The sequence below is a fragment of the Amycolatopsis sp. NPDC059657 genome, assembly GCF_042734395.1.
GTDB lineage: Bacteria > Actinomycetota > Actinomycetes > Mycobacteriales > Pseudonocardiaceae > Amycolatopsis.
This window is the reverse complement of sequence record NZ_JBHWEB010000254.1, coordinates 1-3,411: the sequence shown is the minus strand read 5'-3', so window position 1 is coordinate 3,411 and position 3,411 is coordinate 1. Positions and strand designations below refer to the sequence as shown.

Below are 3,411 nucleotides of genomic sequence, written 5' to 3'. Positions count from 1 at the left end.
TGAGTGGTATGACCGGTTCTAACCGGTCATACCACTCACGACCCCTTTCAGGTCGGGGTCTGTGAATTCCAGCAGGCGCCCGGCCTCGGCTTCGATATCCGCGCGTTCCACTTTGGACAGCTTGCGGAACGGTGTGACCGTCAGCTCGACGGAATCCTTGGTCTTCTTGGTCGACCACGTCGCCGCGACCGTCCCGTCGACCAGGACCGTCGCCGCGACCGAAGCCCCGATGCAGACCGCCTTGCGGACCTCGTCGGTCATCACCCGGGTCCGGTCCGCGAACGCCAGCAGCGGCGCGTCGAAATCCGGCACGAGCCGCACGGGCGCCGGAAGGTCCTCCGCCCCCAATGCGGCGTTCGGCAGGTCGAACAACTCCCGGCCGTTCTCGTCGGTGTACGTCTTCAGCTCCGGCCGCATCTCCTCGAAGATCTCCTTCAGCCCGCCGACGCCCGACCAGGCCCTGGCGTCCGAGACGCTCGCCGGGCCGAACGCCGCGAGGTAACGCCGGATCATCTCGGGCAGGTCGGTCTTCGCCGTGACGCCGGTCCAGTCGGCGCGGGCGAACGGTGTCGCGCCGCGGACGTTCCAGGTGCCGCTCGGCGCGGGATGAACGAGCGGCTCCAGGTACTGCACGGTCCAGCCGAGCGCGTTCGCGTCGGCACCCGGCCGGGTTTCGGCGAGCAGCTTGCCGAGTTTCGGGCGGGTCAGCGGACCGTCCGCGAGCAGATCGCGCGCGTCGGCGACCAGCTCTTCGAGGTCGATGCCTGCGGTCTGCTTGCCGAACGCGTTGCGCTGCACCCGGATCAGCAGGGGAGCAACGGCCGGGCGGATGAGGCAGAAATCCGGTACCGACAGCAGATGCTGGGTGGCGCGCATCAGCGTCGACCGGACCAGCGAGCCGTCCTCGATCGCCGCGGTGAGATCCTTGATCTCGAATCCACTCAGCCGGTTCCACAGCGCCAGATACGGCAGGTTCGGGCCCTGCGCGTTGAGCCCGAGCAGCCGTTCGGTCGCGTCCACTATGGACAGGTCGGCGCGGTCGAGCAGCAGCTGCCTGCCGAGTGTGGTGCGGTTGAGCGCTCGCGTGCCGATCCTCGTCATCGCAGCTTCCCGAAGAACTCGCGGATGTCGCCGGCCAGCAGGTCCGGCGCCTCCATCGCGGCGAAGTGCCCGCCGCGATCGAACTCGGCCCAGTGCACCACAGTGTTCTGCCGCTCCGCTGTCTCCCGGTCGGTGTGGTCGCCGGGAAACAGCGCGCACGCGGTCGGCACGCCGGAGTTGGCGGGCTCCGCGCCCCACTGGGCGGACTCGCGGTACAGCCGCGTCGACGAAGCGAACGTTCCGGTGAGCCAGTAGAGCATCACGTTGGTGAGCAGCAGATCGTCGTCGATCGGCGTCTTCGCGAAGAGGTGGACGATGTCGGCGATCCACGCCAGCAGCGCGGCGGGGGAGTCGTGCATGCCGAAGGCCAGCGTCTGCGGCCTGGTCGACTGGATCGCCGCGTAGCCACCGATCTCCTGGAAGCCGGCCACCACCTCGTCGGTCAGCGTGATGAGCCCGTTGACGTACACCCCGGCCACATGTTCGGTGTCGATCCGTCCCAGCTGCGGCCCGACGAACGACCCGGCGTCGCCGCCGACCGTGCCGTACCTCCGGTAGCCGAGCTCTGCCATCAGCGCGGCGAGCACCTCGGCGTAACTTTCCGTACTGCCCTGGCCGGCCCGGTGCGTCGGCCCTGAGAAGGCGAAGCCGGGGTACGACGGGATGACCAGGTGGAAGTGCTCCGAAAGCGGCTCGATGACGTCGAGGAACTCCACAAAGGACATCGGCCAGCCGTGCAGCAGCAGCAACGGCAACGCGTGCTCGTCCGCCGAGCGGAGGTGCAGGAAATGCACCCGCTGCCCCTCAATTTCGGTGACGAACTGCGGGTACGCGTTGAGCCTGCGTTCCCAGGCCCGCCAGTCGTAGCCGGTACGCCAGTGCTCGGCGAGCCGACGCACGGACGAGACCGGGACGCCGTAACTCCAGCCGACGTCCGGAAGTTCGTCCGGCCAGCGCGTGTTCGCCAGCCTGGTGGTGAGGTCGTCGAGCTGGGCCTGCGGAATGTCGATGCGGAAGTTCTCCATGACCTTCACGCTATGAGGCGCTTAGGACAGATTCGGTCCTAAGTGGGTGGCAAACTTGACCCATGTCCTCAGCCCGGCTGCTCAAGCTGCTCTCGCTGCTGCAGACGCATCGCGACTGGTCCGGCGCCGACCTCGCCGACCGTCTCGCCGTCACCACGCGCACGGTCCGCCGCGACGTCGACCGCCTGCGCGACCTCGGCTATCCCGTCCACGCCACGCAGGGCGCCGCGGGCTACCGGCTGGGCGCGGGCGCCTCCCTCCCGCCGCTGCTGCTCGACGACGACGAGGCGATCGCCGTCGCGGTGAGCCTGCGCACGGCGACTTCGGTCGCGGGAATCGAGGAGACCGCGCTGCGTGCGCTGGCGAAGCTGGAGCAGGTGCTGCCGTCCCGCCTGCGCCATCGCGTCAACACACTCCAGACGGCCACGGTCCGCGTCGGCGGCTCCGGCCCGCCGGTCAGCCCGGACACGCTGATGGCCATCGCCGACGCCTGCCGCAGGCGCGAGCGGCTGCGGTTCGACTACACGAGCCCGCGCACCGGCGTCTCGGTCCGCACGGCCGAGCCGCACAGCCTGGTCAACTTCGGCAGGCACTGGTACCTCGTCGCCTGGGACACCGAACGCGAGGACTGGCGCACCTTCCGCGTCGACCGCCTCGTCCCGCGCACCCCGACCGGCCCCCGCTTCCCACCCCGCGAACCGCCGGAAGGCGATGCCGCCACCTACGTCTCCCACCAGCTTTCGTCCAAGACCTGGGGCTATCAGGCGACCGTGCTGCTGCACGAGTCCGCGGAAGCCTTGGTCGAGCGGGTCTGGCCTGGCATGGGCGTCGTCGAGGCGGTCGACGCGCGAACCTGCCTGTTCCGCGTCGGCGCCGAGACACCCGCCGACCTGGTCTGGATGATCACCTCGGTCAACGTCGGCTTCACACTGGTGAGCGGCCCACCGGAACTCGCCGCCGCGTTGCGCGCCCAAGCGGAACGGTGCCTCGGCGCGCTGAAATGAGGGCTTCTCACTGCCCTGGTCGGCTCGCAAGCCGGTCCGTGTGAACGCCACTTTCGCAACGCTGACCCTGGATCCACCGGTTGTTTTCTGGTGATCGTTTTCGTGGTTGTTGATCTTGTGGTTGGTGGGTGGGCAGGGGGATTCGACCGGCGTCGCATCCGGTGTGTCCACTGTGGTCCGGTCGTAGGTGCGGGGGTCAGGCTGTTCGGCAGGTGATGTCGAAGAGGCCCTGGTAGTGGTGCTGCCAGGGCCAGTTCGCGGGTAGTCGCAGGGTGATGCGG

General features: G+C 68.8%; 3 protein-coding genes. 1 reads left to right on the top strand and 2 read right to left on the bottom strand.

The genetic code is table 11. From position 1 onward, the window contains the following. Window positions 1-18 precede the first annotated feature (18 nt). Together ACFV15_RS47995 and ACFV15_RS47990 are read right to left on the bottom strand one after the other, a co-directional pair. Window positions 19-1,101, bottom strand: coding sequence for a winged helix DNA-binding domain-containing protein (locus tag ACFV15_RS47995; RefSeq protein ID WP_378360194.1), 1,083 nt, complete (start codon window positions 1,099-1,101; stop codon window positions 19-21). After that, entirely contained in the window at window positions 1,098-2,126 is a 1,029-nt protein-coding gene (locus ACFV15_RS47990; protein ID WP_378360193.1) for an epoxide hydrolase family protein, read from the bottom strand. Before ACFV15_RS47990 ends, ACFV15_RS47995 begins: the two co-directional genes overlap by 4 nt. A 62-nt stretch (window positions 2,127-2,188) precedes the next feature. Here ACFV15_RS47990 and ACFV15_RS47985 point away from each other — a divergent pair, with 62 nt between their 5' ends. Then, the gene (locus ACFV15_RS47985; protein ID WP_378360191.1) at window positions 2,189-3,130 is read left to right on the top strand and encodes a helix-turn-helix transcriptional regulator; all 942 of its coding nucleotides are present in this window, start codon (window positions 2,189-2,191) and stop codon (window positions 3,128-3,130) included. Window positions 3,131-3,411: the final 281 nt, after the last annotated feature.